The sequence below is a fragment of the Photobacterium sp. R1 genome (genome assembly GCF_054600795.1).
This window is the reverse complement of record NZ_BAAHZP010000152.1, coordinates 1-396: the sequence shown is the minus strand read 5'-3', so window position 1 is coordinate 396 and position 396 is coordinate 1. Positions and strand designations below refer to the sequence as shown.

General features: G+C 50.8%; 1 protein-coding gene. It reads right to left on the bottom strand.

Features of this window, described 5'->3' with window-relative positions:
* On the bottom strand, positions 1 to 396 hold a 396-nt coding region (locus ACYP03_RS24430; RefSeq protein WP_459782436.1), incomplete at both ends, for an Ig-like domain-containing protein.

Sequence of the window (396 nt, the reverse complement as noted above, 5' to 3'; positions counted from 1 at the left end):
AAAGTCAGCGTCAGATTGCTGTTACGGCTGACATCTGTGGCATCATCGGCCGGGCTCAATGCGCTGATATATGGCGCAGTGCCGTCATAATTCACCACCAACTGAGTTGAAGCAAGATTTACGTTGCCATTCGGATCAGTAAAGCGGCCACTGGTAATATCCAGCGTGATATCGCCGTCGGTATTGGGTGACAGAGTGGCGCTGTAACTGGTGCCGCTACCGGTAAAGCCCGACAAGTTCCCGCCACTCACAGTAACGTCCGCCGCTTCAAAATCTGTGCTGTCTTCACTCAATGTAAAGGTGATATTCGCGGTTTCACCCTGTTTCAGCGTTAATTTATCCGCATTTAAGGTCACGCTTGGGGCTACAGTATCCACACTGATCGTGAACTGAGTC